The sequence below is a fragment of the Enterobacter sp. SLBN-59 genome, from assembly GCF_024807915.1.
Classification (GTDB): Bacteria; Pseudomonadota; Gammaproteobacteria; order Enterobacterales; family Enterobacteriaceae; genus Enterobacter; species Enterobacter asburiae_B.
Map to the genome: position 1 here is coordinate 3,256,312 of NZ_JANUFI010000001.1, position 24,762 is coordinate 3,281,073.

Here is a 24,762-nt window from a genome sequence, read left to right on the forward strand (position 1 = left end):
GTTTCTCTCTCAGGCGCTGAAAATAGCGCCTGTTTCATTTCTGGCATATGGGGTTAACGTGGCGCAGGCGGAAGTATTGAATCAGGAGTCGCTGGCTAAACAGGTTTTGCATGAAACCTTTGGCTACCAGCAGTTCCGCCCCGGCCAGGAAACCATCATTGAAACGGTGCTGGAAGGTCGTGATTGCCTGGTGGTGATGCCGACCGGTGGCGGCAAGTCCCTTTGTTATCAGGTGCCCGCGCTGGTGCTTAACGGCCTGACGGTCGTGGTATCGCCCCTTATTTCTCTGATGAAAGACCAGGTTGACCAGCTGCTCGCCAACGGCGTGGCGGCGGCCTGTCTCAACTCGACCCAAACCCGGGAGCAGCAGCAAGAGGTGATGGCCGGTTGTCGTACCGGGCAGATCCGCCTGCTGTATATCGCCCCGGAACGCCTGATGCTGGATAACTTCCTCGACCACCTGGCGCACTGGAACCCGGTCCTGCTGGCGGTGGACGAAGCGCACTGTATTTCCCAGTGGGGACACGATTTCCGCCCGGAATACGCCGCTCTTGGCCAGCTGCGTCAGCGCTTCCCCGAGCTGCCGTTTATGGCGCTTACCGCCACGGCGGATGACACCACCCGTCTGGACATCGTTCGTCTGCTCGGGCTGAACGACCCCTATATTCAGGTCAGCAGCTTCGACCGCCCCAACATCCGCTATATGCTGATGGAAAAGTTCAAGCCGCTGGATCAGCTCCTGCGCTACGTCCAGGAGCAGCGCGGCAAGTCCGGCATCATCTACTGTAACAGCCGTGCGAAGGTGGAAGACACCGCCGCGCGTCTGCAAAACCGCGGCTTTAGCGCCGCCGCCTATCACGCCGGATTAGAGAACCACATCCGCGCCGACGTGCAGGAGAAATTCCAGCGCGATGACCTGCAGATCGTGGTCGCAACGGTGGCGTTTGGGATGGGGATCAACAAGCCCAACGTGCGCTTTGTGGTGCACTTCGACATCCCGCGCAATATCGAATCCTACTATCAGGAAACCGGCCGCGCCGGGCGTGACGGTCTGCCTGCGGAAGCGATGCTGTTTTACGATCCGGCCGATATGGCGTGGCTGCGCCGCTGTCTGGAAGAGAAGCCGCAGGGACAGCTGCAGGATATCGAGCGCCACAAGCTCAACGCGATGGGCGCGTTTGCCGAAGCGCAAACCTGCCGCCGTCTGGTACTGCTCAACTACTTTGGTGAAGGCCGCCAGGAGCCGTGCGGCAACTGCGATATCTGCCTCGATCCGCCGAAACAGTACGATGGCCTGATGGACGCGCGTAAAGCGCTCTCGACCATTTACCGTGTGAATCAACGCTTCGGGATGGGCTACGTGGTTGAGGTGCTGCGCGGCGCCAATAACCAGCGTATCCGCGAAATGGGCCACGACAAGCTGCCGGTCTACGGTATTGGCAAGGAGCAGAGCCACGAACACTGGGTGAGTATCATTCGCCAGCTGATCCACCTCGGCTTCGCCACGCAGAACATTGCCCAGCACTCCGCCCTGCAGCTGACTGAGGCGGCGCGTCCGGTCCTGCGCGGTGACGTTGAACTCAAGCTCGCCGTGCCGCGCGTCATCGCCCTGAAGCCACGCGTGATGCAGAAATCCTACGGCGGCAACTACGACCGCAAGCTGTTCGCCAAACTGCGCAAGCTGCGTAAGGCCATCGCCGACGAAGAAAACATCCCGCCTTACGTGGTGTTCAACGACGCGACGCTGATCGAGATGGCCGAGCAGATGCCGCTCAGCGCCAGCGAAATGCTCAGCGTCAACGGCGTGGGAACGCGCAAGCTGGAGCGCTTCGGTAAAGAGTTTATGGCGCTCATCCGCTCTCACGCCGACGGTGATGATGAGGAGTAGTCAGCCGGGCGAAAAAGTGCCAGGATGATGACTCACTAAATTATTTCCCCGCGAGCGAATTATGTTAATGCTATTTCTCACCGTGGCGTTAGTGCACATCGTTGCGCTGATGAGCCCCGGCCCGGACTTTTTCTTCGTATCACAAACGGCCGTCAGCCGCTCCCGCAAAGAGGCGATGATGGGCGTGCTCGGTATCACCATGGGCGTTATGGTCTGGGCGGCCGTTGCGCTGCTCGGTCTGAACCTTATCCTGGCGAAGATGGCCTGGCTGCATAACATCATTATGGTCGGCGGCGGGCTGTACCTGTGCTGGATGGGCTATCAGATGCTGCGCGGGGCGCTGAAGAAAGAAGAGAAAAAACCGCAAGAGCCGAAGGTGGAGCTGGCTACGGGCGGCCGCAGCTTTGTAAAAGGGCTGCTGACCAATCTGGCGAACCCAAAAGCGATTATCTATTTCGGCTCGGTGTTCTCGCTGTTTGTCGGCGATAGCGTCGGCGCGGGCGCACGCTGGGGCATCTTCCTGCTGATCGTCGTTGAAACCTTTGCCTGGTTTACCATCGTGGCCAGCCTGTTCGCCTTACCGGCGATGCGCCGCGGCTACCAGCGTATCGCGAAGTGGATTGACGGCTTCGCCGGCGCGCTGTTCGCCGGCTTCGGCATTCATCTCATCATTTCTCGCTAAGCGTGACGCGCTGACGCAAGCAGCGCGCCAACCAGCATAAACAGCGAACCAAAGACTTTATTCAGGGCCTTCATCTGCTTAGGCCCTTTAATCCATGCCGCAATTCGCTGCGCCAGCGTCGCGTAACCAATCATCACGATGATATCGACAATAATGGTGGTCGCGCCCAGCACCACGTACTGCATCACCTGCGGCTGATGCGGAACGATAAACTGCGGGAACAGCGCGGCGAGGAAAACGATGCTCTTCGGGTTGGTCAGGTTGACGAACACCGCACGCTTAAACAGATGGCCGCGGTTTTGCGTCTGAGCGAGCGTATTCAGGTTGATGGAGCCTGCCGCGCGCCACTGCTGGATGCCGAGCCAAATCAGATACGCTGCCCCGGCCCATTTCAGCACCTCAAAGGCCAGCACGGAGCGGGAGAACAGGGTCCCCAGACCGATCCCGACCAGCACAATATGAATGCCCAGCCCGGTCTGCAAACCGGCAATCGACGCTGCCGCACCGCGGTAGCCGTGGTTGATGGAGGTGGTCATGGTGTTAATAGCACCCGAACCCGGAGAAAGGCTGAGGATAATGGATGTCAGCAGGTAGGCGAACCACCATTCGAAGGTCATTTGAAACTCCCGAACCGTCTATTTTTATGCCACAATACGCTATTATTGAGTCATTTTGTGACCGGTGACGAAAAAAACGATATTCCCTGGATTACGTGAGTGGAAACCCAATGTTTCAGCAGAAAAAGGACTGGGAAACACGAGAAAACGCTTTTGCTGCTTTCTCTATGGGGCCGCTGACCGATTTCTGGCGGCAGCGTGAGGAAGATGAGTTTACGGGCATCGGGGGCGTCCCGGTGCGTTTCGTTCGTTTCCGAAATGAAAAAAATGATCGGGTGATAGTGGTCTGCCCTGGGCGTATTGAAAGCTACGTTAAATACGCCGAGTTGGCCTATGACCTGGTCCATATGGGGTTCGATGTCCTGATCATCGACCATCGTGGACAGGGGCTGTCCGGACGTATGCTGCCGGATACGCACCGTGGGCACGTCGATCGCTTCAGCGATTATGTCGATGATTTTGCCGCGTTCTGGCAGCAGGACGTTCAGCCTGGCCCCTGGCGCAAGCGGTATATTCTTGCGCACTCCATGGGCGGCGCCATTTCGACGCTGTTTTTGCAGCGTTACGCGCACCAGTGCGACGCCATTGCGCTCACCGCGCCGATGTACGGTATCGTCATCCGTTTTCCTGACTGGATGGTGCGCCATCTTCTTGACTGGGCTGAGGGCCATCAGCGCATTCGTGAAGGTTACGCCATTGGCACAGGACGCTGGCGCGCGCTGCCGTTCGCCATCAACGTCTTAACCCACAGCCGGCAGCGTTATCGCCGCAACCTGCGCTTTTATGCCGATGAACCGCGCTTGCGCGTCGGCGGCCCGACCTGGCACTGGGTGCGGGAGGGGATTCTGGCCGGTGAGCAGGTGCTGGCGGGGGTAGGCGATGATGACACGCCGACGCTTCTGATCCAGGCGGAAGAAGAGCGTGTGGTGGATAACCGCATGCATGACCGCTATTGTGAACTGCGCGCTGCAGCCGGTCACCCTTGTGAAGGGGGTAAACCGCTGGTCATTAACGGCGCGTTCCATGAGATCCTTTTTGAAAAGGACGCTATGCGCTCAGTCGCGCTTAACGCCATTGTTGAATTTTTCAACAGGCATAATTGATTCTTGTTTTCCACCAGAGGTTGAAATCCCTATGTACCAGGTTGTTGCATCTGATTTAGATGGCACGCTGCTTTCCCCCGACCACACCCTGTCGCCTTATGCGAAAGAGACCTTAAAACTCCTGACTGCCCGTGGCGTGAACTTTGTGTTCGCCACCGGCCGCCACCACGTGGACGTGGGGCAGATCCGCGATAATCTTGAGATCAAATCGTACATGATCACCTCCAACGGTGCGCGCGTGCATGATACCGACGGCAACCTGATCTTTACCCACAATCTGGATCGCGATATTGCCGCCGATCTGTTCGGCGTGGTGCATAACAACCCGGCTATCGTCACTAACGTTTACCGCGACGACGACTGGTTCATGAACCGCCACCGCCCGGATGAAATGCGTTTCTTCAAGGAAGCGGTATTCAACTACTCCCTCTACGAACCGGGCCTGCTGGAGCCGGAAGGGATCAGCAAGGTGTTCTTCACCTGTGACAGCCACGAAGAGCTGCTCCCGCTGGAACAGGCGATCAACGCCCGCTGGGGCGATCGCGTCAACGTGAGCTTCTCAACCCTGACCTGTCTGGAAGTGATGGCGGGTGGCGTCTCTAAAGGTCACGCGCTGGAAGCGGTTGCGAAACGTCTGGGCTTCGGGCTGAAAGACTGTATCGCCTTTGGTGACGGCATGAATGACGCCGAGATGCTTTCGATGGCGGGCAAGGGCTGCATCATGCAGAACGCGCACCAGCGTCTGAAGGATCTGCATCCTGAGCTGGAAGTGATTGGTTCTAACGCTGACAACGCGGTACCGAAGTATCTGCGCAAACTGTTCCTTGAATAATCTTCATTCGGTTGTTTATTGCTCAGTTGTCAACTAAAGAGTTCGCTACAATGCCTCTCCTTCTTTCTGAGAGACAAGCATTGTGGCGCTACTCATTATCACCACTATCCTGTGGGCCTTCTCCTTTAGCCTGATTGGCGAATACCTTGCCGGTTCGGTCGACAGCTACTTCTCGGTGCTGATGCGCGTGGGGCTGGCGGCGCTGGTTTTCCTGCCGTTTCTGCGCAAGCGCGGGCAATCGCTGAAAACGATTGTGCTGTATATGCTGGTGGGGGCGATGCAGCTCGGCATCATGTATTTGTTCAGCTTCCGGGCCTACGTCTACCTGTCCGTCTCCGAATTCCTGCTCTTTACCGTGCTGACGCCGCTCTATATCACGCTGATTTACGACCTGCTCAGCAGGCGCCGCCTGCGCTGGGGATACCTGCTGAGCGCGGCGCTGGCGGTGATCGGCGCGGCGATTATTCGCTATGACAAAGTCAGCGATCACTTCTGGACCGGGCTGATGTTCGTCCAGCTCGCCAACATCAGCTTCGCCATCGGCATGGTGGGCTACAAACGTCTGATGGAAACCCGTCCGATGCCGCAGCATAACGCGTTTGCCTGGTTCTATATGGGCGCCGCGATTGTCGCCGTAGCGGCGTGGTTTATGCTCGGTAATCCGCAAAAGCTGCCGACCACCGCCGTGCAGTGGGGCGTTCTGGTCTGGCTGGGCGTAGTGGCGTCAGGGCTGGGGTACTTCATGTGGAACTACGGCGCTACGCAGGTAGACGCCGGTACGCTGGGGATCATGAACAACGTGCATGTTCCGGCAGGGCTGCTGGTCAACCTCGCCATCTGGCAGCAACAGCCGCACTGGCCGAGCTTCCTTATTGGGGGAGCGGTGATCCTGGCTTCGCTGTGGGTCCATCGCCGATGGGTCGCTCCGCGCTCCGCACAAACGGAAGATGGTCGCACGCGTGGTTCCGCGCTGAGCGAATAAACGCCTCCGTAATCGGCTGACGCTGCTCGCCATCGCGCACGGCGGCGTACAGTCGGCTCCACAATCCTTCACCCAGGGTTTTGGTCTGCACCAGACCCTGGCGTTCAAAACTCTCCACCACCCAGTGCGGCAGCGCCGCGATACCCATTCTGGCCGCCACCATCTGAATCAGCAGCAGGGTGTTATCCACGCTTTTCAGCTGCGGGCTAATGCCTGCCGGCTGCAGGAAGTGTCGCCAGATATCCAGGCGGCTGCGCTGCACCGGATAAATCAGCAGCGTCTCTGTCGCCAGGTCTTCCGGCGTGATGCGCGTTTTGGCGGCCAGCGGGTGGTCCGGCGCCAGCACCAGGCGCACTTCATAATCAAACATCGGCGAATAGTGCAGGCCGCTGCGCGGCAGGATGTCAGAGGTCATGACCAGATCCAGCTCGCCCTGCTGCAGCGACGGCTGCGGGTCAAAGGTCACGCCGGATTTGAAGTCCATCTCCACCTGCGGCCACTTCTGGCGGAAGTTCTCAAGCGCGGGGGTCAGCCACTGAATACAGCTGTGGCACTCAATGGCGATGCGCAGTTTGGTCTGCTGCGGTTCGTTACACGCCTGCAGCGCGCTCGCGATTTGCGGCAGTACCTGATTCGCCAGCTGAAGAAGAATTTCACCCTGCGGCGTAAAGCGTAGCGGCTGGCTCTTACGCACAAAAAGACGGAAGCCGAGGCGTTGTTCCAGATCGCTGAACTGGTGAGAAAGGGCGGACTGGGTCTGGTGCAGCGTGGCCGCAGCCGCCGCGAGCGAACCGCAGTTCCGCAACGCTTGTAGCGTTTTCAGGTGTTTAATCTCGATCATGAAAGTCCTTCACTTCGCCATGAACATATTGCGCTTGAGGAATATACAGTACCTGCCAATTATAGAAGTGTAAACATCTGGACGTCTAAATAACGAATTTCACAAGGGGCACACCATGACAATCCGTAATCACACTCTCGGTTTCCCTCGCGTCGGCCTGCGTCGCGAGCTGAAAAAAGCGCAAGAAAGCTACTGGGCGGGTAATGCCACCCGTGAAGAACTGCTGGCGGTAGGACGCGAGCTGCGCGCCCGCCACTGGGATCAGCAAAAACAGGCGGGCATTGACCTGCTGCCGGTGGGCGATTTCGCCTGGTACGACCATGTTCTGACGACCAGCCTGCTGCTTGGCAACGTGCCGGCTCGTCATCAGAACAAAGATGGATCGGTAGATATCGATACCCTGTTCCGCATCGGCCGTGGCCGCGCGCCAACGGGGGAGCCAGCGGCAGCGGCGGAAATGACCAAGTGGTTTAACACCAACTATCACTATATGGTGCCGGAGTTCGTCAAAGGCCAGCAGTTCAGGCTGGCCTGGACGCAGCTTCTGGACGAAGTGGATGAAGCGCTGGCGCTGGGCCACCAGGTGAAGCCGGTGCTGCTCGGGCCGGTAACGTACCTGTGGCTGGGCAAAGTAAAGGGCGAGCCGTTTGACCGACTCAGCCTGCTGAAGGATATTCTGCCGGTCTACAAACAGGTGCTGAGTGAGCTGGGCAAACGCGGCATTCAGTGGGTGCAAATCGACGAACCGGCGCTGGTGCTTGAGCTGCCGCAGGATTGGCTCGATGCCTTCAAACCGGCGTATGACGCGCTCACCGGTCAGGTAAAACTCCTGCTGACGACCTATTTTGAAGGCGTGACGCCGAACCTGAAGACCATTACCGCGCTGCCGGTCCAGGGCCTGCACGTTGACCTCGTACACGGTAAAGATGATGTGGCGGAGCTGCACAAGCGTTTGCCAGCGGACTGGCTGCTCTCTGCCGGGCTGATCAACGGCCGTAACGTCTGGCGCGCCGATCTCACCGAGAAATACGCACAAATCAAAGACATCGTCGGCAAACGTGAGCTGTGGGTGGCCTCGTCCTGTTCGCTGCTGCACAGCCCGATCGATCTGAACGTGGAGACCCGTCTGGATGCCGAGGTGAAAAGCTGGTTTGCCTTCGCCCTGCAAAAATGTGAAGAGCTGACGCTGCTGCGCGACGCGCTGAACAGCGGCGACACGGCGGCGATTACCGAATGGAGCGCCCCGATCCAGGCGCGTCGTCACTCGGCGCGCGTGCACAACCCGGCGGTGGAAAAACGCCTGGCGGCCATCACCGCTCAGGACAGCCAGCGGCAGAGCCCTTACGAGGTGCGCGCCGAAGCGCAGCGCGCCCGCTTTAATCTGCCTGCGTGGCCGACCACCACAATTGGCTCTTTCCCGCAAACTACGGAGATACGCGGCCTGCGTCTGGACTTCAAGAAGGGCAATCTGGATGCGAATCACTATCGCACCGGCATCGCCGAACACATCAAGCAGGCGATTATCGAGCAGGAACGCCTGGGGCTGGACGTGCTGGTGCACGGCGAGGCCGAACGTAATGACATGGTGGAATACTTCGGTGAGCACCTGGACGGCTTCGTCTTTACCCAGAACGGCTGGGTGCAGAGCTACGGCTCCCGCTGCGTGAAGCCGCCGGTGGTCATTGGTGACGTCAGCCGCCCGGAAGCGATCACCGTGGAGTGGGCGAAGTATGCCCAGTCCCTGACCGACAAGCCGGTAAAAGGGATGCTCACCGGTCCGGTGACCATTCTCTGCTGGTCGTTCCCGCGTGAAGACGTGACTCGTGAAACCATTGCCAAACAGATCGCCCTGGCGCTGCGTGATGAGGTGGCGGATCTGGAAGCGGCAGGCATTGGCATTATTCAGATTGACGAACCGGCGCTGCGCGAAGGCTTGCCGCTGCGCCGCAGCGACTGGGATGCCTACCTGCAGTGGGGCGTGGAGGCGTTCCGCATCAACGCCGCGGTGGCGAAGGATGACACCCAGATCCACACCCACATGTGTTACTGCGAATTTAACGACATCATGGATTCGATTGCCGCGCTGGACGCCGACGTGATCACCATCGAGACCTCGCGTTCAGACATGGAGCTGCTGGAGTCGTTTGAAGAGTTCGACTACCCGAATGAAATCGGGCCGGGCGTGTACGACATTCACTCCCCGAACGTGCCGAGCGTGGAGTGGATTGAAGCCCTGCTGAAAAAAGCGGCCCAGCGCATTCCGGCAGAGCGCCTGTGGGTGAACCCGGACTGCGGACTGAAAACCCGCGGCTGGCCGGAGACGCGCGCGGCGCTGGCGAACATGGTGAAGGCGGCGCAAAACTTGCGTCAGGCTTGATGATGCGTAGGCCCGGTAAGGCATAGCCGCCACCGGGCTTTTTTTATTACGCTTTCTTACCGCCGTACTGGCTAAACCACGCCAGCATTCTTTGCCAGCCATCTTTGGCTGATTCTGCGTGATAGCTCGGACGATAATCGGCGTTAAACGCGTGCCCGGCATCCGGATACACCACGATCTCTGCCTTCGCATTGGCCGCACGGAGCGCATGGCGCATGGTCTCTACCGAATCCAGAGAAATACCGGTGTCCTGACCGCCGTAAAGCCCTAACACGGGGGCGTTTAGCTCCGTGGCGATATCGACGGGATGTTTCGGTGAATTCAGCGTTTTCTCACCCACCAGTTTGCCGTACCAGGCGACAGCGGCTTTGAGCTGCGGGTTATGCGCGGCATACAGCCAGCTAATGCGTCCACCCCAGCAGAAACCCGTGACCAGCAGACGATGCGGATCGCCGCCGTTGCGCGCCGCCCAGCTGGCGACGTGGTCGAGATCGGCCAGCACCTGCGCGTCCGGGACTTTGCTCACCAGGTTGCTGAGCAATGTTGGAATATCGCTGTAGTCGTTCGGATCGCCCTGACGGAAGTAGAGCTCTGGCGCAACGGCCAGATACCCTTCCAGCGCCAGTCGGCGGCAGAGGTCGCGAATGTGTTCGTGAACACCAAATATCTCCTGAATCACAATCACGATGGGCAGCGGACCGTCTGCCGATTTTGGCCGTGCGTGATAAGCAGGCATATTCTCCCCCTGCGAGGGAATGGAGGTCTCGCCCGCGGTAATTGCCGCTTCTGGCGTCGACACGATGGTTGAAGCATGTGGGGCCGCAGCAGGTGCAAAACCGGTTTTTTCAGTCATGGCATTCTCCGTACCAATGAGTTAGCGCAAAGGTAAATATAGACACCAGGTTAACAACTCACAGTGCCTTAAACGGTCTATCTTTTGTGCAGCACCTGGCGTTATAACTTGTTAATGTGATGTGAATCACTTTTTTATGGAAATTCAATGTAATCATTTTCATTCATGGTGAGGTGTGTCACGAAAATATGCTTACTGCTTCTGTAAAGTACCGTTTTACTTCTTCTGACTAACCGACCCACAGAGGAGTCACCTATGTCTAAGTCTGATGTTTTTCATCTCGGCCTCACCAAAAACGATTTACAAGGGGCTACGCTCGCTATCGTCCCTGGCGATCCTGAGCGTGTGGAAAAGATCGCCGCGCTGATGGATAAGCCGGTCAAGCTGGCTGCCCATCGTGAGTTCACCACCTGGCGCGCAGAGCTGGATGGCAAAGCGGTGATCGTGTGCTCTACCGGTATCGGTGGTCCGTCTACGTCTATTGCTGTTGAAGAGCTGGCACAGCTGGGCATCCGTACTTTCCTGCGTATCGGCACCACCGGCGCTATCCAGCCGCACATCAACGTCGGCGACGTGCTGGTCACGACCGCGTCCGTTCGTCTGGACGGCGCAAGCCTGCACTTTGCACCGATGGAATTCCCGGCAGTGGCTGATTTCGAATGCACCACCGCGCTGGTTGAAGCCGCGAAATCCGTGGGCGCAACCACCCACGTGGGCGTCACCGCCTCTTCCGACACCTTCTACCCGGGCCAGGAGCGTTACGACACCTTCTCAGGCCGCGTGGTTAGCCGTTTCAAAGGCTCAATGGAAGAGTGGCAGTCCATGGGCGTGATGAACTACGAAATGGAATCCGCAACGCTGCTGACCATGTGCGCAAGCCAGGGTCTGCGTGCCGGTATGGTGGCGGGCGTGATCGTCAACCGCACCCAGCAGGAGATCCCGAACGCCGAAACCATGAAGCAGACCGAAAGTCATGCAGTGAAAATCGTGGTGGAAGCAGCGCGTCGCCTGATCTAATCCTCTCTTCTGAAATCAAAGGCCGACGCGTTCGGCCTTTATTTTTTGCGTAGCGCCTCGCAGGAAAACCCTTTCAAACTGGACGTTTATACAGCACAATTCTATTTTGTGCGGGTAATACGTTGATGCAGGGGGCATTGTGGATATCTCAATCCTGATTTACGCGGTGATTGCGCTGGTGGGCTTAGGGGTTGGCTGGCTAATTTCCAGCTACCAGCATGCACAGCAGAAGGCCGACCAGCTGGCCGAGCGAGAAGAGATGGTCGCCGATTTAAGCGCGACAAAACAGCAGCTTGCTTTGAGCGAACACTGGCGCGACGAGTGCGAACTGCTCAACAACGAGCTGCGTAACCTGCGAGACATTAACACCTCGCTGGAGGCCGATCTCCGCGAAGTCACTACCCGCCTTGAATCCACCCAGCTGCATGCGGAAGACAAAATCCGCCAGATGATCAACAGCGAGCAGCGCCTCAGCGAACAGTTTGAGAACCTCGCCAACCGAATTTTTGAGCACAGCAACCGCCGCGTTGACGAACAGAACCGCCAGAGCCTGAACAGCCTGCTGACGCCGCTGCGCGAACAGCTGGACGGTTTTCGCCGTCAGGTGCAGGACAGCTTTGGTCAGGAAGCCCGCGAGCGGCACACGCTGGCGCATGAGATTCGCAATCTCCAACAGCTGAATGCGCAAATGGCGCAGGAAGCGGTCAACCTGACCCGCGCGCTGAAAGGGGATAACAAAACCCAGGGCAACTGGGGAGAAGTGGTGCTGACCCGCGTGCTGGAGGCCTCTGGTCTGCGCGAAGGATACGAATACGAAACGCAGGTGAGTATCGAAAACGATGCCCGCTCGCGCATGCAGCCGGATGTCATCGTGCGGCTGCCGCAGGGTAAAGATGTGGTGATTGACGCCAAAATGACGCTGGTGGCGTATGAACGCTACTTTAATGCGGACGATGACTACACCCGCGAGTCTGCGCTGCAGGAGCACATTGCCTCCGTGCGTAATCATATTCGCCTGCTCGGCAGAAAAGACTACCAGCAGCTGCCGGGTCTGCGCTCGCTGGACTATGTTCTGATGTTCATCCCGGTAGAACCCGCGTTCCTGCTGGCACTCGACAGACAGCCTGAACTTATCACCGAAGCGCTCAAAAATAACATTATGCTGGTCAGCCCCACCACGCTGCTGGTGGCGTTACGCACCATTGCGAACCTGTGGCGCTATGAGCACCAGAGCCGCAACGCGCAGCAGATTGCCGATCGTGCCAGCAAGCTGTACGACAAAATGCGCCTCTTCGTGGACGACATGTCTTCAGTCGGGCAGAGCCTGGATCGTGCGCAGGATAACTACCGCCAGGCGATGAAAAAACTCGCCTCCGGACGCGGCAATCTGCTGGCACAGGCTGAATCATTCCGCAGCCTGGGGGTTGAGGTTAAACGCGAGATTAATCCGGAATTGGTCGAACAGGCCACCGCCCAGGACGAAGAATTTCGCCTGCGAGAAGGTGCGAACGAACAAAAGACAAACAGTGAAGACAACACGTTAGCGGCGGATTTGTCACCAGACGAGACTCCTGCGCGTTTCATTCACGGTGGTTGAAACGTAGGGCAAACGCGCCCAATCTGTTACACTTCACGAACATTTTACTGATAAGCAGGCTCTGAGATGGCTGACGATTCACAAGACACAACGCACTTTGGCTTTCAGACTGTCGCCAAAGCGCAGAAAGCTGACATGGTGGCCCACGTATTTCATTCCGTGGCGGCGAAGTACGATGTGATGAATGACCTGATGTCGTTCGGCATTCATCGCTTGTGGAAGCGCTTCACCATTGACTGCAGCGGCGTACGTCGTGGACAAACGGTGCTGGATTTAGCCGGCGGCACGGGCGATTTAACCGCCAAATTCTCCCGTCTGGTGGGCGAAACCGGTCGCGTAGTTCTCGCCGATATTAATGACTCCATGCTGAAAATGGGACGCGAAAAGCTGCGTAACATCGGCGTGGTGGGGAATGTGGAGTATGTGCAGGCAAACGCCGAAGCGCTGCCATTCCCGGACAATACCTTTGACTGCATCACGATCTCTTTCGGTCTGCGTAACGTGACCGATAAAGAAAAAGCGCTGCGCTCTATGTACCGCGTGCTGAAGCCGGGTGGACGTCTGCTGGTGCTCGAGTTCTCTAAACCGATCATTGAGCCGCTGAGCAAAGCCTACGACGCCTATTCCTTCCACGTGCTGCCGCGTATTGGTGAGCTGGTGGCTAACGACGCTGAAAGCTACCGCTATCTGGCGGAGTCTATCCGTATGCACCCGGATCAGGACACATTAAAAGCCATGATGCAGGACGCGGAATTTGAGAACGTTGAATATTTCAACCTGACGGCCGGTGTCGTCGCGCTGCATCGCGGTTACAAATTCTGAGTGGAGGTGTCCCGTGCCCTTTAAACCCTTAGTCTCCGCAGGCGTCGAGAATGTACTGAACGCTTTTCTGTATCGCGCCCCGGCGCTGAAAGCTGCACGTCAGCGGCTTAACGGGAAGGTATTACGCATTGTTTTAAAAGAGTTATCGACGCCGCTTGTGCTGGTATTCTGCGAACGCCAGCTTGACGTTCTGGGGGCGTGGGAAGGTGAAGCCGACTGCTCGGTCATCACGCACATGAGCGTGCTGCCAAAACTGCGCGATCGCCAGCAGTTAACGGCGCTTATCCGCAGCGGTGAGCTGGAAGTGGAGGGCGACATTCAGGTCGTGCAGAACTTCGTTGCGCTCACCGATCTGGCGGAGTTCGATCCGGCGGAGCTGCTCGCGCCTTTTATCGGCGACATTGCCGCCGAAGGTATCGGGAAAGTCCTTCATGGTGGCGCCTCCTTTGTGCGTAAAAGCCTTCAGCGCCAGCAACGCTATGCGGCGGAAGTGCTGACTGAGGAGTGGCGAATGGCGCCCGGGCCACTGGAAGTTGCATGGTTTGCGGAAGAGACCGCTGCTGTTGAGCGTGCGGTTGATGCGTTAACCAAACGGCTGGAAAAACTGGAGGGCAAATGACGCCTGGTGAAATTCGGCGCCTCTATTTTATTATTCGCACCTTTTTGAGCTACGGGCTCGACGAGCTTATCCCCAAAATGCGTATCACGCTGCCGCTTCGTATCTGGCGGCGTATGCTGTTCTGGATGCCCAATCGCCATAAAGGTCAACCGCTGGGTGAGCGTCTGCGCCTGGCGCTGCAGGAGCTCGGTCCGGTTTGGATTAAATTCGGACAGATGCTGTCGACCCGCCGCGATCTCTTCCCGCCTCTGATTGCCGATGAGCTCGCGATGCTGCAGGATCGCGTCGCACCGTTTGACGGCGCGCGCGCGAAAAAGCAAATTGAAGAGGCGATGGGGAATGTCCCCGTCGAGACCTGGTTTGACGATTTCGACATTAAGCCACTGGCATCGGCCTCTATCGCGCAGGTGCACACCGCGCGTCTGAAAGAAAACGGCAAAGAAGTCGTTATTAAAGTCATTCGTCCGGACATCCTGCCAGTCATCAAAGCGGACATGAAGCTGATTTATCGGCTGGCGCGCTGGGTGCCACGCTTGCTGCCGGACGGGCGTCGCCTTCGTCCACTGGAAGTGGTGCGGGAATATGAAAAAACGCTGATTGATGAGCTTAACCTGCTGCGTGAATCGGCGAATGCCATTCAGCTGCGTCGCAACTTTGAAAACAGCCCGATGCTCTATGTACCTGAAGTCTATTCTGACTATTGCAGCCAGAACATGATGGTGATGGAGCGTATCTACGGTATTCCGGTTTCGGATGTGGTCGCCCTGGAGAAACAGGGAACGAACATGAAGCTCCTGGCTGAACGAGGCGTACAGGTCTTCTTTACCCAGGTGTTCCGCGACAGCTTTTTCCATGCGGACATGCATCCGGGCAATATCTTCGTGAGCTACGAACATCCTGAGGATCCGAAGTATATCGGTATCGACTGCGGGATTGTGGGGTCGCTGAACAAAGAAGATAAACGGTATCTGGCTGAGAACTTCATCGCGTTTTTCAACCGCGACTACCGTAAGGTGGCCGAGCTGCACGTCGATTCCGGCTGGGTGCCGCCGGACACCAACGTCGAAGAGTTCGAGTTCGCGATCCGGACCGTTTGTGAACCGATTTTTGAAAAACCGCTGGCGGAAATTTCCTTCGGGCATGTGCTGTTAAACCTGTTCAACACGGCTCGCCGCTTTAATATGGAAGTTCAGCCACAGCTAGTTTTACTCCAGAAAACATTACTTTACGTTGAGGGTGTAGGCCGACAGCTCTATCCTCAGTTAGACTTGTGGAAGACCGCGAAACCTTTCCTTGAAACCTGGATTAAGGATCAGGTTGGCATTCCGGCGCTGGTGCGCTCGCTGAAAGAGAAAGGCCCGTTCTGGATAGAAAAAATGCCTGAAATTCCTGAACTGGTTTATGACAGTTTGCGTCAGAGCAAGAACCTTCAGCACAGCATGGATAAAATCGCCCGCGAACTTCAGTCCAGCCGCGTTCGCCAGGGGCAGTCACGCTATCTCTTTGGGATTGGCGCAACGCTGCTGCTGAGCGGTACGCTGCTGCTGATCAACCGTCCGGACTGGCAGATGATGCCCGCCTGGCTGATGGCTGGCGGAGTGGTAGTCTGGCTAGCAGGCTGGCGAAAAACGCGCTGAGCGTGCGTCGCTATCGACGGGTCGCATACGTATAATGCGGCCTGACTCATTAATCATCTATCCCTGAGGAACATGTATGGGTGGTATCAGTATCTGGCAATTGTTGATCATTGCCGTCATCGTCGTGCTGCTGTTTGGCACCAAAAAGCTCGGTTCTATTGGTTCCGATCTGGGCGCGTCTATCAAAGGCTTCAAGAAAGCGATGAGCGATGATGAGAGCAAGCAGGATAAAACCAGCCAGGACGCTGACTTTACTGCTAAATCCATCGCCGACAAGCAAGAAGAAGCCAAAAAGGAAGACGCTAAACGCCACGATAAAGAGCAGGTGTAAGTCGTGTTCGACATTGGTTTTAGTGAGCTCCTGCTGGTCTTTGTGATTGGCCTGATTGTGCTGGGGCCGCAGCGTCTGCCGGTGGCAGTGAAAACCGTTGCGGGCTGGGTTCGTGCGCTGAGATCGCTGGCATCGACCGTTCAGAATGAACTGGCGCAGGAACTTAAGCTGCAGGAATTTCAGGAAAGCCTGAAAAAGGTCGAGAAGGCGAGCATGGATAACCTGACGCCGGAACTGAAAGCGTCAATGGATGAGCTGCGCGAAGCGGCAGAATCGATGAAGCGCTCCTATAGCGTTAACGATCCTGAAAAAGCGAGCGATGAAGCGAACACCATCCATAACCCGGTGGTGAAGGGCAGCGAGGAGCAGCGCGAGGGCGTAACGCCTGCCAGCGCTGAACATCAGGCTGCCGCGCCAGAACAGACGCCGCAGGAAACCGAACTGAAAAAACAGGCGCAGCCGGAAGAGCCGGTAGCAAAAACGGCGGAAGTGAAGCCCGCTGCGTCCGTTTCCGAATCATCCCCCTCGTCGAGTGATAAAGCGTAAACATGGCAGTAGATGATACTCAACCGCTGATTACGCACCTCATTGAGCTGCGTAAGCGCCTGTTAAACTGCATTATTGCGGTTTTACTCATATTCCTGTGCCTGGTCTATTTTGCCAACGATATCTATCAGGTGGTCTCTGCACCGCTGATCAAGCAGATGCCGCTGGGCGCAACGATGATTGCAACAGATGTTGCTTCTCCGTTCTTTACCCCCATCAAGCTGACCTTCTGGGTGTCGTTGATTGCTTCTGCACCTGTCATTCTTTACCAGGTGTGGGCGTTTGTGGCGCCCGCGCTGTATAAGCATGAACGCAAGCTGGTGATCCCGCTGCTGGTGTCCAGCTCGCTGCTGTTCTATATCGGCATGGCGTTTGCCTATTTCGTTGTCTTCCCGCTGGCCTTCGGCTTCCTGACGCATACCGCGCCGGAAGGGGTCCAGGTGTCGACGGATATCGCCAGCTACCTCAGCTTTGTGATGGCGCTGTTTATGGCGTTTGGCGTGGCATTCGAAGTGCCGGTGGCTATTGTGCTGCTCTGCTGGGTAGGAGTAACGACCCCGGATGACCTGCGTAAGAAGCGTCCGTATATCCTTGTGGGCGCATTTGTTGTTGGCATGCTGCTGACACCGCCGGATGTGTTCTCGCAGACGCTGCTGGCCATACCGATGTACTGTCTGTTTGAGGTCGGCGTTTTCTTCTCGCGTTTCTACGTGGGTAAAGGACGTCGAGCGGATGACGAAGACGATACGTCCGACAAGACCACTGAAGAGTAAAACCAGCCGCCCGTCAGGGCGGTTGTTATATGGGGATTTGCATGTTTGATATCGGACTCAACCTGACCAGCTCGCAGTTTGCGAAAGATCGTGATGAGGTGGTTGCGCGTGCTTTTGCCGCCGGGGTGAAAGGACTGCTGCTGACGGGCACCAACCTGCATGAGAGCGAGCAGGCGCAGCAGCTGGCGCAACGCTACGATTGCTGTTGGTCTACTGCTGGCGTGCATCCTCACGACAGCAGCCAGTGGACCGCGGAAAGTGGCGACACCCTGTACAGGCTGGCAAAGACGCCAGACGTTGTGGCGATCGGCGAATGCGGTCTCGATTTCAACCGTAACTTTTCCACGCCTGAAGAGCAGGAAAAGACGTTTACTGCCCAGCTTGCGCTGGCGGCAGAGCTTGGAATGCCCGTATTTATGCACTGCCGCGACGCGCATGAGCGTTTCCTGGCTCTTCTGGATCCGTGGCTGGAGAAACTGCCCGGCGCGGTATTGCACTGTTTCACCGGTTCACGGCAGGAAGCGCTGGATTGCCTGGCGCGAGGGCTTTATCTGGGTATTACCGGCTGGGTGTGCGATGAGCGTCGCGGGCTTGAACTTCGTGAGCTATTGCCGGTAATCCCAGCTGACCGGCTGCTCCTCGAAACCGATGCGCCTTATCTGCTACCGCGCGACATGAAACCCAAACCGGCATCGCGGCGAAATGAGCCCGCGTATCTTGGGCACATTGTTGAGAGCGTCGCGAAGTGGCGCGGAGAGGATCCGCACTGGCTTTCGGCGCAGACGGATGACAACGTGCGTAATCTGTTCGGGATAAACGTTTAAAGCTTGCGGAAGTCGGTGTTTTTAACGCTCTGCAGCACCTGCTTGTTCAGCAGATTGAGCAACAGCATAGAGCGCGCTTCCCCGTCCGGTTCGGCAAAAATCGCCTGCAGGCCTTCGAAAGCGCCTTCGGTTATCACGACGCTATCGCCCGAGTAAGGAGTTTCGGGGTCGGTGATCCCTTCGGGCTGTTGATAAATCGACAGCTGATGAATGACCGTCGACGGAACCGTTGCCGGGTGGGCACCAAAACGAACGAAGTGGCTGACGCCGCGCGTTGCGCTGATGGTGGTGGTGTGGATGACTTCCGGGTCGAACTCCACGAAGAGGTAGTTCGGGAACAACGGCTCACTGACGGTTGTGCGCTTCCCGCGCTGCATTTTTTCAAGCGTGATCACGGGTGTCAGGCAATTTACAGACTGACGTTCAAGATGTTCCTGCGCGCGCTGAAGTTGCCCGCGTTTGCAATACAGTAAATACCAGGCCTGCATAATCACTCTTTCCCTTAGTTCGGGGCGCAAGCATATCAAAACCCTGGCGGGATCGCTAAGTTGATTATAATGGGGGAAAATGGAACAGAACGCATAAGTTCACGCTTATTTAACAAAATTACAGCATCAAGCAGGCTTACGCCGTATAATGAAGCGCTTACAGAGAGGCCATGATTAACTGCATGAAATACCACGATCTCCGCGACTTCCTGACGCTGCTGGAAAAGCAGGGTGAACTCAAACGTATTACACTTCCTGTCGATCCTTATCTGGAGATGACAGAAATTGCTGACCGCACCCTGCGTGCCGGTGGCCCCGCATTACTGTTTGAAAATCCGAAAGGTTACTCCATGCCGGTGCTGTGCAACCTGTTTGGTACACCGCGTCGTGTTGCACTGGGAATGGGGCAGGAAGACGTCTCTGCGCTGCGTGAAGTCGGTAAACTGCTGGCGTTTCTGAAAGAGCCGGAGCCACCGAAAGGCTTCCGCGATCTGTTCGACAAGCTGCCGCAGTTTAAGCAGGTGCTGAACATGCCCACCAAACGCCTGCGCGGCGCGCCGTGCCAGCAGAAAGTGCTGGAAGGCGATGCGGTAGATCTGACTAAAATCCCCATCATGCAGTGCTGGCCTGAAGATGCCGCTCCGCTGATCACCTGGGGGCTGACCGTTACGCGCGGCCCGCACAAAGAGCGGCAAAACCTCGGTATTTACCGCCAGCAGTTGATTGGCAAGAATAAACTGATCATGCGCTGGCTGTCGCATCGCGGCGGCGCGCTGGATTTCCAGGAGTGGTGCGCTGCGCATCCGGGGGAGCGTTTCCCGGTGTCTGTCGCCTTAGGCGCCGATCCGGCCACCATCCTGGGAGCCGTCACGCCGGTGCCGGATACGCTCTCTGAATATGCGTTTGCAGGCCTGCTGCGCGGAACGAAAACCGAAGTCGTGAAGTGTATCTCTAACGATCTCGAAGTTCCGGCCAGTGCGGAAATTGTGCTGGAAGGTTACCTTGAGCAGGGTGAAATGGCGCCAGAAGGCCCTTACGGCGACCACACCGGCTATTACAACGAAGTGGATAACTTCCCTGTGTTTACCGTGACGCACATTACGCAGCGTGAAGATGCGATTTATCACTCCACGTATACCGGACGTCCACCGGATGAACCGGCGGTGCTGGGCGTGGCGCTGAATGAAGTGTTTGTGCCGATCCTGCAAAAGCAGTTCCCGGAAATTGTTGATTTTTATCTGCCGCCTGAAGGATGCTCGTATCGTATGGCGGTGGTCACGATGAAGAAGCAGTATCCTGGTCATGCTAAACGCGTGATGATGGGCGTATGGTCTTTCCTGCGCCAGTTTATGTATACCAAATTTGTTATTGTCTGCGATGATGACGTTAACGCCCGCGACTGGAATGACGTAATCTGGGCCATTACCACGCGAATGGACCCGGCGCGCGATACGGTGTTAGTCGAAAACACGCCGATAGATTACCTGGATTTTGCCTCGCCGGTTTCCGGCCTTGGCTCAAAGATGGGACTGGATGCCACAAATAAATGGCCTGGCGAAACCGACCGTGAATGGGGTCGCCCGATCAAAAAAGATCCTGCAGTGACCGCGCGAATTGACGCGATCTGGGACGAGCTGGCCATAATGAATAACGGTAAACCCTGAGCTGACCGTTAAGCCCTATAGACTTCCCGACAGAGAGAGCGAATGACAACCTTAAGCTGTAAAGTGACCTCGGTAGATGCCATCACCGACACCGTATATCGCGTCCGTTTAGTGCCAGAAGCGCCATTCTCTTTCCGCGCGGGTCAGTACCTGATGGTTGTGATGGATGAGCGTGATAAGCGTCCTTTCTCTATGGCCTCAACGCCAGCGGAGCAGGAATTTATTGAGCTTCATATTGGTGCGTCAGAGCTTAACCTGTATGCGATGGCGGTGATGGATCGGATCCTGAAGGAACGTGAAATCGTGGTGGATATTCCGCACGGCGATGCGTGGCTGCGCGATGACGAAGACCGTCCGCTGATCCTGATCGCTGGCGGTACGGGCTTCTCTTATGTGCGCTCTATTCTGTTGACCGCCCTGGCGCGTAATCCAGACCGTGACATCACCATTTACTGGGGTGGCCGCGAAGAGAAACATCTGTACGACCTGTCTGAGCTGGAAGCGCTGAGCGTAACCCATCCTAACCTGCGCATTGAGCCGGTGGTTGAGCAGCCGGAAGAGGGCTGGCGTGGTCGCAGCGGGACGGTGCTGACGGCGGTGCTGCAGGATCACGGCACGCTGGCAGGGCACGATATCTATATCGCTGGCCGTTTTGAGATGGCGAAAATTGCCCGCGACCTGTTCTGCAACGAACGTGACGCGCGTGAAGACCGCCTGTTTGGCGATGCGTTTGCCTTCATTTAAATAAAAAACCCGCCCCTGACAGGCGGGAAGAACGGCAACTAAACTGTCTCTCTTCGCCAATGACGCCAGTGGCGGTGAGATACCTCTCGTAGGCCGGGAAAGCGCAGCGCCTCCCGGCAAAAGCCCGATGGCGCGATGCTTATCGGGCCTACGTTATAGCCTTACACTCTCTCAAACACCGTCGCGATACCCTGACCCAGCCCGATACACATCGTTGCCAGACCAAACTGGGCATCTTTGCGTTCCATCAGGTTGATAAGCGTCGTGCTGATACGCGCCCCGGAGCAGCCCAGCGGGTGGCCGAGGGCGATCGCGCCGCCGTTGAGGTTAATTTTCTCGTCGATCTGCTCCATCAGCCCCAGATCTTTAATGCACGGCAGGATCTGCGCGGCGAACGCTTCGTTCATTTCAAACAGGTCGATGTCGCTGGCGGTTAATCCCGCTTTTTTCAGCGCCAGCTTCGAGGCCGGAACCGGGCCGTAACCCATGATTGAAGGATCGCAGCCCACGACCGCCATCGAACGTACCCGTGCGCGAGGCGTTAAGCCCAGCTCGCGGGCACGGCTTTCGCTCATCACCAGCATCGCGGCGGCACCGTCGGACAGCGCCGACGAAGTACCTGCCGTTACCGTACCGGTGACCGGATCAAACGCAGGGCGCAGGGTAGAAAGCGCTTCTACGGTGGTTTCCGGGCGGATGACTTCGTCGTAGCTGAACTGCTTCAGTACGCCGTCTGCGTCGTGGCCGCCGGTCGGGATGATCTCATTCTTAAAGGCACCGGACTGCGTCGCCGCCCATGCGCGAGCATGAGAGCGCGCGGCAAAGGCATCCTGCATTTCACGGCTAATGCCGTGCAGACGAGAGAGCATCTCGGCAGTCAGACCCATCATCCCCGCGGCTTTCGCCACGTTACGGCTCATGCCAGGATGAAAATCGACCCCGTGGCTCATTGGCACGTGACCCATGTGCTCGACGCCGCCCACCAGGCAGGCCTGCGCATCACCGGTCATGATCATCCGCGCCGCGTCGTGTAGCGCCTGCATTGACGAACCGCACAGGCGGTTGACGGTGACGGCCGGAACCGAATGCGGGATCTCCGCCAGCAGCGACGCGTTACGGGCGATGTTGAAACCTTGCTCCAGAGTCTGCTGCACGCAGCCCCAGTAGATATCGTCCAGCGCAGCAGGATCCAGCGCCGGGTTACGCGCCAGCAGGCTACGCATCAGATGCGCGGAGAGGTCTTCCGCACGCACGTTACGGAATGCACCGCCTTTTGAACGGCCCATCGGGGTGCGAATCGCATCAACAATGACAACCTTTTCCATTGTGACTCCTTAAGCCGTTTTCAGCTCGCCAACCGGACGGGCTGGCTCAACTGCTGGATAGTAGGGTTCGTTATGGCGCGCTTTGTTACGCAGCCCTTCCGGCACCTCATAAAGCGGGCCGAGGTGCTGATACTGCTGAGCCATATCGAGATAGCGAGCGCTGCCGAGCGTGTCCAGCCAGCGGAACGCGCCGCCGTGGAACGGAGGGAAGCCCAGGCCGTACACCAGCGCCATATCGGCTTCTGCCGGGCTGGCGATGATGCCTTCTTCGAGGCAACGCACCACTTCGTTGATCATCGGGATCATCATGCGGGCGATGATCTCATCGTCGGTGAAGTCGCTTTTCGGCTGGCTTACATCGGCCAGCAGGCCGTCCACCACGGCATCTTCTTCTTTCTTCGGTTTGCCTTTGCTGTCTTCTTTATAGCGCCAGAAGCCCAGGCCGTTTTTCTGGCCGAAGCGGTTAGCGTCGAACAGAGCGTCAATGGCGTCGCGATAATCTTTCTGCATACGCTGCGGGAAGCCTGCCGCCATCACCGCCTGAGCGTGGTGAGCAGTATCAATGCCGACCACGTCCAGCAGATACGCCGGGCCCATCGGCCAGCCGAACTGTTTCTCCATCACTTTGTCGATTTTGCGGAAGTCTGCACCGTCGCGCAGAAGCTGGCTGAAACCGGCGAAGTAAGGGAACAGCACGCGGTTGACGAAGAAGCCCGGGCAGTCGTTAACAACGATCGGCGTTTTGCCCATCTTGCTGGCCCATGCCACCACTTTAGCGATGGTTTCGTCAGAGGTTTTTTCCCCGCGGATCACTTCGACCAGCGGCATACGGTGTACCGGGTTGAAGAAGTGCATCCCGCAGAAGTTTTCCGGACGCTTCAACACGCTCGCCAGTTCGCTGATTGGAATGGTGGAGGTGTTAGAGGCCAGCACGGTCTCAGGACGAACCTTGTCTTCCGTTTCTGCCAGCACCGCTTTTTTGACTTTCGGGTTCTCGACGACGGCTTCGACTACTACGTCCACACGGTCGAAACCGCTGTATTCCAGCACGGGCTGAATGGTGGAGATCACGCCTGCAAGCTTCAGCCCGTCAATTTTTCCGCGCTCCAGCTGTTTATTCAGCAGCTTGGCCGCTTCGGTCATGCCCAGCGTCAGGGATTTCTCGCTAATGTCTTTCATCACTACCGGCACGCCTTTCCAGGCCGACTGGTAAGCGATGCCGCCACCCATAATGCCGGCGCCGAGTACCGCCGCATGTTTTGGCGTCTCAACGTTTTTGGTCAGCTGCCTGGCTTTACCCTTCACGAACTGATCGTTGAGGAAGATACCGACCAGCGCGCGAGCTTCATTGGTGTGCGCCAGCGGGACAAAGCTCTGATTTTCGAGCTTCAGCGCCTCGTCGCGTCCGAGACGAGCAGCCGCTTCAATGGTTTTCACCGCCGTGATCGGCGCCGGGTAGTGTTTACCCGCCGTCTGCATGACCATGCCTTTGGCGATGGTGAAGCTCATGGTGGCTTCAATTTTGCTGAGTTTTAACGGCTCCAGCTTCGGCTGGCGTTTGGCTTTCCAGTCGAGATCGCCGTTAATGGCCTGACGCAGAATGGCGAGTGCGCCTTCAACCAGTTTCTCTGGCTTCACGACGCCGTCGACCAGGCCGATTTTCTGCGCCTGTTCTGCGCCGACGTCTTTACCTGCGGCAATGATCTCCAGCGCGCTGTCTGCACCCAGCATGCGCGGCATACGCACGGAGCCGCCAAAGCCCGGCATGATGCCCAGCTTGGTTTCCGGCAGGCCGATGCGCAGGTCCGGCGTCGCCAGACGGTAGTCGGTCGCCAGTACGCACTCGCAGCCGCCGCCCAGCGCGTAGCCGTTAACGGCGGAAATGGTCGGGACAGGCAGATCTTCCAGACGATTAAAGACGCTGTTGGCAAAGTGCAGCCACTGGCTCAGCTGTTCTTCCGGGACCAGGAACAGCGAAAGAAACTCGGTGATATCGGCACCGACAATAAAGGCCGCTTTGTTCGAACGCAGCAGCAGCCCTTTTAATTCAGGTTGTTTTTCAAGAACATCCAGCGCCTGGCCAAGACTGGCCACCGTCGCGGTATCAAGCTTGTTCACTGAGCCGGGAGCATCGAACACCAGTTCGGCAATGCCATCTTCCAGCCAGTTGAGGTACAGGGTGTCGCCTTTGTAGAGCATG

General features: G+C 57.3%; 23 protein-coding genes. 17 read left to right on the forward strand and 6 right to left on the reverse strand.

Annotation, left to right across the window (positions count from 1 at the left end):
- Positions 1-58: 58 nt before the first annotated feature.
- Together recQ and rhtC are read left to right on the forward strand one after the other, a co-directional pair.
- Positions 59-1,888, forward strand: coding sequence for an ATP-dependent DNA helicase RecQ (recQ, locus tag M2422_RS15495; protein ID WP_064673084.1), 1,830 nt, complete (start codon positions 59-61; stop codon positions 1,886-1,888).
- A 61-nt stretch (positions 1,889-1,949) separates the two neighbouring features.
- A complete protein-coding gene (rhtC, locus tag M2422_RS15500) occupies positions 1,950-2,570 on the forward strand; it encodes a threonine export protein RhtC (RefSeq protein ID WP_025757538.1) in 621 nt (206 codons plus the stop codon).
- Here the strand turns inward: rhtC and rhtB are convergent.
- Positions 2,567-3,187, reverse strand: coding sequence for a homoserine/homoserine lactone efflux protein (rhtB, locus tag M2422_RS15505; protein ID WP_008501533.1), 621 nt, complete (start codon positions 3,185-3,187; stop codon positions 2,567-2,569). The two genes, rhtC and rhtB, sit on opposite strands and share 4 nt — an antisense overlap.
- Positions 3,188-3,297: 110 nt before the next feature.
- Between rhtB and pldB the strand changes: the two genes are divergently transcribed.
- From pldB to M2422_RS15520, 3 genes are all read left to right on the forward strand, one after another.
- Complete coding sequence (gene pldB, locus M2422_RS15510; RefSeq protein ID WP_033146896.1) at positions 3,298-4,290, forward strand: lysophospholipase L2; 993 nt, start codon at positions 3,298-3,300, stop codon at positions 4,288-4,290.
- Positions 4,291-4,321: 31 nt separating this feature from the next.
- Positions 4,322-5,122 carry a sugar/pyridoxal phosphate phosphatase YigL gene (yigL, locus tag M2422_RS15515; RefSeq protein WP_029741831.1) on the forward strand — a complete coding sequence of 267 codons (801 nt, stop codon included), beginning with the start codon at positions 4,322-4,324 and terminating at the stop codon, positions 5,120-5,122.
- A gap of 82 nt (positions 5,123-5,204) precedes the next feature.
- Entirely contained in the window at positions 5,205-6,104 is a 900-nt protein-coding gene (locus tag M2422_RS15520) for a carboxylate/amino acid/amine transporter (protein ID WP_064673083.1), read from the forward strand.
- On the opposite strand, the gene metR is transcribed toward M2422_RS15520, so the two are convergent.
- Positions 5,992-6,945: an HTH-type transcriptional regulator MetR gene (gene metR, locus M2422_RS15525; protein ID WP_023309616.1), complete on the reverse strand. Its 954-nt coding sequence runs from the start codon at positions 6,943-6,945 to the stop codon at positions 5,992-5,994. The genes M2422_RS15520 and metR overlap by 113 nt on opposite strands.
- 115 nt (positions 6,946-7,060) lie before the next feature.
- Here metR and metE point away from each other — a divergent pair, with 115 nt between their 5' ends.
- A complete protein-coding gene (gene metE, locus M2422_RS15530) occupies positions 7,061-9,322 on the forward strand; it encodes a 5-methyltetrahydropteroyltriglutamate--homocysteine S-methyltransferase (protein WP_064673082.1) in 2,262 nt (753 codons plus the stop codon).
- A gap of 46 nt (positions 9,323-9,368) precedes the next feature.
- On the opposite strand, the gene M2422_RS15535 is transcribed toward metE, so the two are convergent.
- Positions 9,369-10,175, reverse strand: a complete 807-nt coding sequence (locus M2422_RS15535; RefSeq protein ID WP_023333795.1) for a dienelactone hydrolase family protein — start codon at positions 10,173-10,175, stop codon at positions 9,369-9,371.
- 255 nt (positions 10,176-10,430) lie between these two features.
- On the opposite strand from M2422_RS15535, the gene udp reads away from it, so the two are divergent.
- The 9 genes from udp to tatD all read left to right on the forward strand — a co-directional run bounded on the left by udp (position 10,431) and on the right by tatD (position 18,341).
- Positions 10,431-11,192 (forward strand): uridine phosphorylase, encoded by a 762-nt coding sequence (gene udp / locus M2422_RS15540; protein ID WP_003860792.1) that lies wholly within the window; start codon positions 10,431-10,433, stop codon positions 11,190-11,192.
- A 139-nt stretch (positions 11,193-11,331) separates the two neighbouring features.
- Entirely contained in the window at positions 11,332-12,789 is a 1,458-nt protein-coding gene (gene rmuC, locus M2422_RS15545) for a DNA recombination protein RmuC (RefSeq protein WP_064673081.1), read from the forward strand.
- A 66-nt stretch (positions 12,790-12,855) separates the two neighbouring features.
- The gene (gene ubiE, locus M2422_RS15550) at positions 12,856-13,611 is read left to right on the forward strand and encodes a bifunctional demethylmenaquinone methyltransferase/2-methoxy-6-polyprenyl-1,4-benzoquinol methylase UbiE (RefSeq protein WP_023309612.1); all 756 of its coding nucleotides are present in this window, start codon (positions 12,856-12,858) and stop codon (positions 13,609-13,611) included.
- 13 nt (positions 13,612-13,624) lie between these two features.
- Positions 13,625-14,230 carry a ubiquinone biosynthesis protein UbiJ gene (ubiJ, locus tag M2422_RS15555; protein WP_064673080.1) on the forward strand — a complete coding sequence of 202 codons (606 nt, stop codon included), beginning with the start codon at positions 13,625-13,627 and terminating at the stop codon, positions 14,228-14,230.
- Positions 14,227-15,867, forward strand: coding sequence for a ubiquinone biosynthesis regulatory protein kinase UbiB (gene ubiB, locus M2422_RS15560; protein ID WP_064673079.1), 1,641 nt, complete (start codon positions 14,227-14,229; stop codon positions 15,865-15,867). Before ubiJ ends, ubiB begins: the two co-directional genes overlap by 4 nt.
- Before the next feature lie 76 nt (positions 15,868-15,943).
- On the forward strand, positions 15,944-16,198 hold the full coding sequence (gene tatA / locus M2422_RS15565) for a Sec-independent protein translocase subunit TatA (protein WP_024908000.1): 255 nt from the start codon (positions 15,944-15,946) through the stop codon (positions 16,196-16,198).
- Between the two features lie 3 nt (positions 16,199-16,201).
- Entirely contained in the window at positions 16,202-16,744 is a 543-nt protein-coding gene (gene tatB / locus M2422_RS15570; RefSeq protein WP_064673078.1) for a Sec-independent protein translocase protein TatB, read from the forward strand.
- 2 nt (positions 16,745-16,746) lie between these two features.
- On the forward strand, positions 16,747-17,517 hold the full coding sequence (gene tatC, locus M2422_RS15575; RefSeq protein ID WP_023309607.1) for a Sec-independent protein translocase subunit TatC: 771 nt from the start codon (positions 16,747-16,749) through the stop codon (positions 17,515-17,517).
- Positions 17,518-17,558: 41 nt separating this feature from the next.
- Complete coding sequence (gene tatD / locus M2422_RS15580; RefSeq protein WP_064673077.1) at positions 17,559-18,341, forward strand: 3'-5' ssDNA/RNA exonuclease TatD; 783 nt, start codon at positions 17,559-17,561, stop codon at positions 18,339-18,341.
- On the opposite strand, the gene rfaH is transcribed toward tatD, so the two are convergent.
- Positions 18,338-18,829, reverse strand: a complete 492-nt coding sequence (rfaH, locus tag M2422_RS15585; protein WP_033146887.1) for a transcription/translation regulatory transformer protein RfaH — start codon at positions 18,827-18,829, stop codon at positions 18,338-18,340. The two genes, tatD and rfaH, sit on opposite strands and share 4 nt — an antisense overlap.
- Before the next feature lie 173 nt (positions 18,830-19,002).
- On the opposite strand from rfaH, the gene ubiD reads away from it, so the two are divergent.
- Together ubiD and fre are read left to right on the forward strand one after the other, a co-directional pair.
- A complete protein-coding gene (gene ubiD / locus M2422_RS15590; protein ID WP_161496003.1) occupies positions 19,003-20,493 on the forward strand; it encodes a 4-hydroxy-3-polyprenylbenzoate decarboxylase in 1,491 nt (496 codons plus the stop codon).
- A gap of 42 nt (positions 20,494-20,535) precedes the next feature.
- Entirely contained in the window at positions 20,536-21,237 is a 702-nt protein-coding gene (gene fre, locus M2422_RS15595) for an NAD(P)H-flavin reductase (RefSeq protein WP_008501516.1), read from the forward strand.
- Positions 21,238-21,398: 161 nt separating this feature from the next.
- On the opposite strand, the gene fadA is transcribed toward fre, so the two are convergent.
- Both fadA and fadB read right to left on the reverse strand, forming a co-directional pair.
- A complete protein-coding gene (fadA, locus tag M2422_RS15600) occupies positions 21,399-22,562 on the reverse strand; it encodes an acetyl-CoA C-acyltransferase FadA (protein WP_008501515.1) in 1,164 nt (387 codons plus the stop codon).
- Positions 22,563-22,571: 9 nt separating this feature from the next.
- Entirely contained in the window at positions 22,572-24,761 is a 2,190-nt protein-coding gene (fadB, locus tag M2422_RS15605) for a fatty acid oxidation complex subunit alpha FadB (RefSeq protein WP_064673076.1), read from the reverse strand.
- Position 24,762 lies beyond the last annotated feature (1 nt).